The organism is Pirellulales bacterium (assembly GCA_036499395.1).
GTDB lineage: Bacteria > Planctomycetota > Planctomycetia > Pirellulales > JACPPG01 > JACPPG01.
In genome coordinates this window covers 41,139-47,801 of record DASYDW010000087.1, presented here as the reverse complement: position 1 = coordinate 47,801, position 6,663 = coordinate 41,139, and the positions used below count along the sequence as shown (strand labels likewise).

Here is a 6,663-nt window from a genome sequence, read left to right as displayed (position 1 = left end):
CTGCCGTATCGAAGCCCCTTGCAGCAATCCTAGCAGCCCGTTTGGCGGTAGCAATCTTTGTTCATGGCGGCTACCTGGTACGTCATCTAATCGTCATCCCCATGAAGAGAACAACTTAGACCATATTCGTCCCGGAGAATCCCGCACATCGATCCTTGCGGGATTTCCTTCTCAGGCTGATAATCGCCGGCTTGACTATCGCCGGATTTCTCTTGGCAACCGGCCCTTTCGCCGGCCATTTTCCAGAGCCCATCGATCAAGGATCTGCACATCGTGACCAACGAATACCTGACGCTGCCGCGCAACGAGAATCAGGCGCGCGGGATTGCCCAATACGCGCTCGACTTTCTGGCCGGGAAGTTTGCCGGTCCGGCCGATTCCGTCTTTCGTATGGTCGAGCGATTTCATCTCGACAGCATCGCCTGCGGCGTCTCGGCGCTGGCCTGCGGTACGAATGCTCCGACGGTGCTGCGGCGCGAAGCTCTGGAATACCGCTGCGCGGCCGGCGAAGGCGTGCCCTGCCTGGGTTCGACCGAACGCGTGATGCCCGAAAAGGCAGTGCTGGCCAACAGCTCGGCGGTGCGCGAATGGGACTCAAACGGCACGAACTTCGGATACAACCCAGCCCGCGGCTACACGCGCGGCGAGTTCGGTCACAACGATTTTTATCCCGTGGCCGTGGCCGCGGCGCAATTGCGCGGCCTCAATGGGCGGCAGACACTGGCGGCGATGATCGCGCTCGACGAGATTCGCGGTCGGTTGGCCGAAGTCTTCGCGCTCAAGGATCACAAGATCGATCACGTCGTTCACGGGGCGATCGCCTCGGCCGCCGTCTACGGCGCCATCCTGGGCGCGACGGTCGATCAGATCGAATCGGCCATCGGCATGGTCGTGGTGCATTACATTCCATTTCGCGCCATTCGCGCCGGACATCAATTGTCAGATTCCAAGGGTGCCTCGGCCGCGATCAGCACCGAGGCGGCCGTGCTGTCGATGCGGCGTGCCATGCGTGGCTTTGTGGGGCCGGCCGATATCTTTCGCAACCCCGAGGCGATCTTCTGCTTGTTCGAGAAGCCGAAGACGCGCGACACCAGCCCGTTCGACCTGACACTCTCCACCGCGGGCGACGATTTCGCCGTGATGGGAATGCACTTCAAGCTGGGCCTGTACGAGCATCAATCGGCCGGCGCGCTGCAAGGCGTAATGGACCTGTTGACGGCGAATCCGCAACTGCTCTCCGACGAAAGCCAATTGAAGCGCGTCCGGATTGCGATTTACGAACCGGCGTTTCACATTATTGGCGACCCCGCCAAGCGCGACCCGCACACGCGACAGAGCGCCGATCACTCGATGGTCTACATCATCGCCACGCTGTTGCGCAAGGCCTTCGAACAGCGCCGCTCGGGCTGGCAAGAACTGATGCTCGTCCCCGAAGATTACAACGATAAGAGCCTGCACCATCCGCTGACACGAAAGATCATGGAGCGGATCGAGTTCATTCACGGCGGCGCGGATTACGACGCCAAGTATCCGGACGGCATTCCCACGTCGATCGAATTCGAGCATGCCACGCTCGGCAAACTGGCCAGTGGGCTGGTGATGTACCCCGAGGGGCACGCCCGAAACAACAGTGGCAACCTCGACAAGCTGCTGGCACACAAATTCCGCTTGCTGGCCGGGCTCGGCGTGCGCGACGTCGATGCGCTGTACCAGCGCTTCACGGGCCTGGCGGAAAAATCAGCCCAGGAAATTGCCCGCCTCTACGAGTTCGAGATCCTCGAGCGGGGTGGCTTTTAGTTTCTTGTGGCCGTGCTGATGACCGTGGCCGCGCCAGGCGCCGCGGTCGGCATCCCAGCTGCGCTGCATCACCAGGAATAGAAACGACGCCGTCCAGGTAATCAGGATCAGTCCGGTCAGGGCCTCGACCGAGATCAACAGCCGCACGCTGGCATGGGCCGGCGTATCGCCCCCCAACGTCGTATAAGCGACCGCCGATTGATACCAAGGCTCGAAGATGCGCTCGTTTGGCTGCAAGACTTTTCCGTCATGCAGAAACCGCAGGAAGCGGATGCCAAACGCAAAGATGCCAATCTCGAAGAGGTGGGCATGAATCGCGATCAGCACCAGGCAACCGATGGCCCGCCAATGCGCGCGTTTGAACCAACGATCGAGTGTGCGCGATAGAATCACCAGCGTGGCCAGGTGAATGCCCACGCAAGTAATCACGGCCACGGCGACGACAAAGAATGCGATTAGCGGCATAGGTAGAAAGTTGCTTGCGAATCTAGGGATCGAACGAGCTACGACAGACATTGCACGAAATCCATTTCGGGTGCGGTCTGCGAACCGCTAAAGTATTGGTCGCACTGACCGATTTGCAATTCGCGCGCATCGACCGTTTTTGTCAGCCTTTTCCGGGCAAACATCCCTCAGGGAGGACATCTCATGAATCGCGGCGTCGCACGCCTCGGCTTGGGCTCGCTCGGGGCGATGGCGATGATTCTCGGCCTGCACGGCCCGGCCCCGGCAGCCGACGGGGCGCCATTTCCAACCGTATCGCTAAAGGCAGGCAAATTAGAGGTGCATTTCCGCGATAACGCCGAATCGCCGCGGGTGCTCAGCGGCGTCGACTCGCTATTCAACAAGCACGACGGAAGGTTCTACGATGCCTTTGACCCGGACGCAGAAGGGGCATCAGCCGGATTGAATTTCGAGCACATCATTGCCGGCCATGCCAGTCCGAACAACATGTTCTCGCCACGGCACGGCAAGTACCAATTGTACTGGGTGCCCGGACGCAATAGCGTGCAGTTGGTGCGCCGCGCCGCGGACGATCCGTGGCGCGTCGACAGCACCATGACGTACACGGTCGTCGAGCCGCACTACATCGACATGGAATTCCGCTGCACGCCGCGCGACGCGGCGCTGTTCGGCCCGCGCGGGTACGCGGTTTTCTTGTTTGCCGATTACATGAACAACGTACCGGATGTGGCGCTGCACTTTCGCGGCGTCGAAGTAGACGACCAGGAAGAACGTTGGATCGCAGGCGCCGCGCCACCGGGACCAAAGGATTACAACGGCGGCGGCACCTACCGGCACCGCGACGCGCCGCCCCTGGCATACGACGAAGATCATAACTTCAAGCTGAACCTATGGAGCTACGACCAAGTGCAGTTTACGCAGCCGTTCTACTATGGCCAGGCCGGATATGACACGACGTTCCTTCTGATGTTCGATCGGGCCTATTCGGAAGTGGACGAGATCCGCTTCAGCCTGTTCAAGTTCAAGCTTCCCAAGGTTCCGCGACCGGCCTGGGACTGGCAGTATGTAATTCACCATGTCGAGGCAGGACGGGAATACGGTTTTCGGGCCCGGCTGGCATGGAAACGGTTTGTTAGTGCCGAAGATTGCCAGCAGGACTACGACCGTTGGGCAAAAAGTCTGGTTCCTGCCGGCCAATAGCCGCGTGCCGTCAGGGCGCGCTATAATGAGGCACTGCTGGACAATCCAGTTGCGGCACCCGGATGCCGCGTTGTCGCGGCCAGCAGGTGGCACCGGCGCGCACGTCTTGATTTCGCTCTGCAAACGGACCTGACGGATGTCCTACGGAATTTCCTTCGACAGTCCGGCCTGGCTGCTGTTGCTCCTCCTGGTTCCGCTGGTGTGGTGGCTGGGGCACCGCAGCCTGGGAGCGATGGGGAACGTGCGCCGATTGCTGGTGTGCGCATTACGCAGCGTAATCGTGGCGCTCTTGGTCTTGGCCGTTGCCGAGATGGAGCTGGTTCGCTCGACCGATCGCGTGGCCGTGGTCTACCTGCTCGATCAATCGTCGAGCATTCCGCCCGAGGATCGGGCGGCGATGATCCAATACGTCGACGCCGCGATCGCCGAGCATCGCACGCCGCGCGACATGGCGGGCGTGATCGTGTTCGGGCACGAGGCGGGGATCGAGGTTCCCCCATCGGACGAGCAGGTGCGCATTGCCCAGCGAGTCGAGAGCCGGCTCGATCCGACGTTCACCGATATCGGTGCCGCGATCAAGCTGGCCGAGGCGACTTTTCCGCACGACGCCGCCAAGCGGATCGTGCTGGTTAGCGATGGCAATCAAAACCTGGGCAACGCACTTGACGAAGCGCAAGTGGCCTCGGCGGCGGGCATCGGCATCGACGTCGTGCCGGTGCGCTATCTCTCTCGCAGCGAAGTGCTGGTCGAAAAAATCACGGTGCCTCCTGATATTCGCAAGGGGCAGCCGTTCGATCTGCGCGTCGTGGTCAACAACACGAATCCCACAGGCACGGTCAATGGCCGGTTGCGCGTCTTACAACGCACGAACGACCAGCCGATCGAGCTATCGAGCGAGCAAGTAGCGCTGGTGCCCGGCAAAAACTTCTTCAGCATTCGCCAGCAGATCGAGCGACCCGATTTTTATACTTACGACGCGCAATTCGTCCCGGACAACCCGGCCGACGATGCGATGTCGCAGAACAATCGGGCCACCACGTTCACGCACGTCCGCGGCAGCGGGCACGTGCTATTGATCGAAAGCTTCGACAACCGCGGCGAGCACCAGCACCTGGTGGACCGCTTGAAGTTGAACAACTTGGAAGTCACGGTCCAGCCCGACAATCAGCTTTTCCAGAGCATGGCCGAATTACAGGCGTTCGACACCGTGATCCTGGCCAACGTGCCGCGCTCGGACGGTGAAGAGGCCGCGAAGCTGACGCACTTTACCGAAGACCAGATGAAAATGCTGGTCCGCAATACCGAGCTGACCGGCTCGGGCCTGGTCATGCTCGGAGGGCCGAGCAGCTTTGGCGCCGGCGGCTGGACGAACACGTCGATCGAAAAAGCGATGCCAGTCGATTTCCAGGTCAAGAATCTGAAGGTCGTCCCCAGCGGCGCGCTGATGATCGTGCTCGACCGGTCGGGTTCGATGAACGGCGAAAAGCTGGCCATGAGCAAGCAGGCCGCGATCGCGGCCGTGCGCACCCTGGGCGAGCGCGACCAGATCGGCGTCATAGCCTTCGACGGTCAATACGAATGGGTCGTCCCCCTGTTGAAGGTCGGCGACAGCGATCGCGCCGTGACCCGAATCGCGAACATCGGCCACGGCGGCGGTACGAACCTGATGCCCGGCATGCAAGAAGGATATCGCGCACTCGACAAAGTGGATGCCGCGATCAAGCACATGATCGTGCTGACTGACGGGCATACCGAAGGGACCGGTTATCCGGAAATCGCCGCGAAAGCGCGGCCGCGGCGCATCACGACCAGCGCCGTCGCCGTGGGCGAAGGGGCCGACGTCGATCTGATGGATCACATCGCGATGCGCGGTGGTGGCAAGTTCTACAAGGTCGACAACCCGCGCGTGATTCCACGAATCTTCATGAAAGAGGCGATGCGCGTCTCGCGCTCGGTGATCTTTGAAAAGGCCGAGGGTTTTTCGCCAGTCGTCCGCTACCCGCACGAAATCGTCAGCGGTCTATCCGGACCGCTGCCACCACTGACCGGTTTTGTGCGCACCACGCTGAAAAGCAACCCACTCGTCGAACAGGTGCTGGTCGCGCCAGTCGATTCGGAAACCGAAAATTCCACGGTGCTGGCGACCTGGCCTTACGGGTTAGGACGAGCTGTGGCGTTTACGACCGACGACGGCGCTCGCTGGGCCACGCAATGGACCGCCTGGCCTGATTACGACAAGTTCTTCAGCCAATTGGTGCGCTGGTCGATGCGACCGGTCAACGACAATGGCAAGTTCACGGTCGCCACGGATGTCGAAGGAAACCGGGTCAAGGTGTTCGTCACGGCGCTCGATAGCCAAGACGAGTTCCTGAACTTTCTGAACCTGACCGGCAGCGTCGTCGGTCCCGATGCCGAACCGCGCGAGATCAAGCTCGAACAGATTTCACCGGGGCGATACGTCGGTGATTTCGAAGCGGATGAAACCGGCAGTTACTTCGCCATGCTCAGCCCCGGCCCAGGACTCGCGCCAGTGCGTGCGGGAATTAACGTTCCTTACTCGGCCGAGTTTCGCGACCGCGAGGGAAACGTCGCGCTCTTGGAATCGATAGCCGAGCTTACCCCGCCCGGTGGACATCACGGTTTGCTGATGTCCGGCTCGTTGACCGACGCGGGCGGAATGTCGTCGCTGTTGGCGACCGATAGCTTCCGCCGCGATCTGCCGCCCGCCGCGCGCCGGCAGGGCATTTGGCACTTGCTCGTGTTCGCCGCCGGCTGCTTGTTCCTGTTCGATGTATTTCTACGGCGCGTCGCGGTCAGTTTTTCATGGGCGCCGCGCGTGGCGGCAGGCGCCCGCAATTGGCTGCTGCGTCGCAAGCAGGCGGCGGCGCCGACCGAATACATGGATCGTTTGCGGACCCGCAAGGCCGAGATCGCCGAACGATTGGAGCAGCAACGCGCCGGAGCGCGCTTCGAGCCGGTTGCCGAGATGCCGAAAGATCTCTCCGTGCTCGAGCCTGAGCTGCCTCAAAAAGCTGCGCCTGAACGGGTGCCGGTCGCCGTGGCCACCGCGGCGCCGCCGGCCGAAGAAAGCTACACGGGCCGGCTCCTGAAAGCCAAAAAGAAGGTCTGGGACACGCACGGAAACGGACCGCGCAACGGCTCGTAGCCGCGCACGTCGCGAAGTTTGTTCCCGCTGCGCCC

Annotated in this window: 4 protein-coding genes; 3 read left to right on the top strand and 1 reads right to left on the bottom strand. The window is 61.5% G+C overall.

Translation table 11 applies throughout. The features are described from left to right. The first annotated feature begins 273 nt into the window (after positions 1-273). Positions 274-1,797, top strand: a complete 1,524-nt coding sequence (locus VGN12_16340; GenBank protein HEY4311022.1) for an MmgE/PrpD family protein — start codon at positions 274-276, stop codon at positions 1,795-1,797. Here the strand turns inward: VGN12_16340 and VGN12_16335 are convergent. Further along, on the bottom strand, positions 1,738-2,262 hold the full coding sequence (locus VGN12_16335) for a hypothetical protein (GenBank protein HEY4311021.1): 525 nt from the start codon (positions 2,260-2,262) through the stop codon (positions 1,738-1,740). The two genes, VGN12_16340 and VGN12_16335, sit on opposite strands and share 60 nt — an antisense overlap. Before the next feature lie 183 nt (positions 2,263-2,445). Here VGN12_16335 and VGN12_16330 point away from each other — a divergent pair, with 183 nt between their 5' ends. Then, a complete protein-coding gene (locus tag VGN12_16330; protein HEY4311020.1) occupies positions 2,446-3,462 on the top strand; it encodes a hypothetical protein in 1,017 nt (338 codons plus the stop codon). 136 nt (positions 3,463-3,598) lie between these two features. Next, a complete protein-coding gene (locus VGN12_16325; protein ID HEY4311019.1) occupies positions 3,599-6,628 on the top strand; it encodes a VWA domain-containing protein in 3,030 nt (1,009 codons plus the stop codon). Positions 6,629-6,663: the final 35 nt, after the last annotated feature.

Coding starts and splice junctions, on each gene's coding strand:
- VGN12_16335 (HEY4311021.1), bottom strand. CDS start 2,262: ATGCCGCTAATCGCATTCTTTGTCGTCGCCGTGGCCGTGATTACTTGC.
- VGN12_16330 (HEY4311020.1), top strand. CDS start 2,446: ATGAATCGCGGCGTCGCACGCCTCGGCTTGGGCTCGCTCGGGGCGATG.
- VGN12_16325 (HEY4311019.1), top strand. CDS start 3,599: ATGTCCTACGGAATTTCCTTCGACAGTCCGGCCTGGCTGCTGTTGCTC.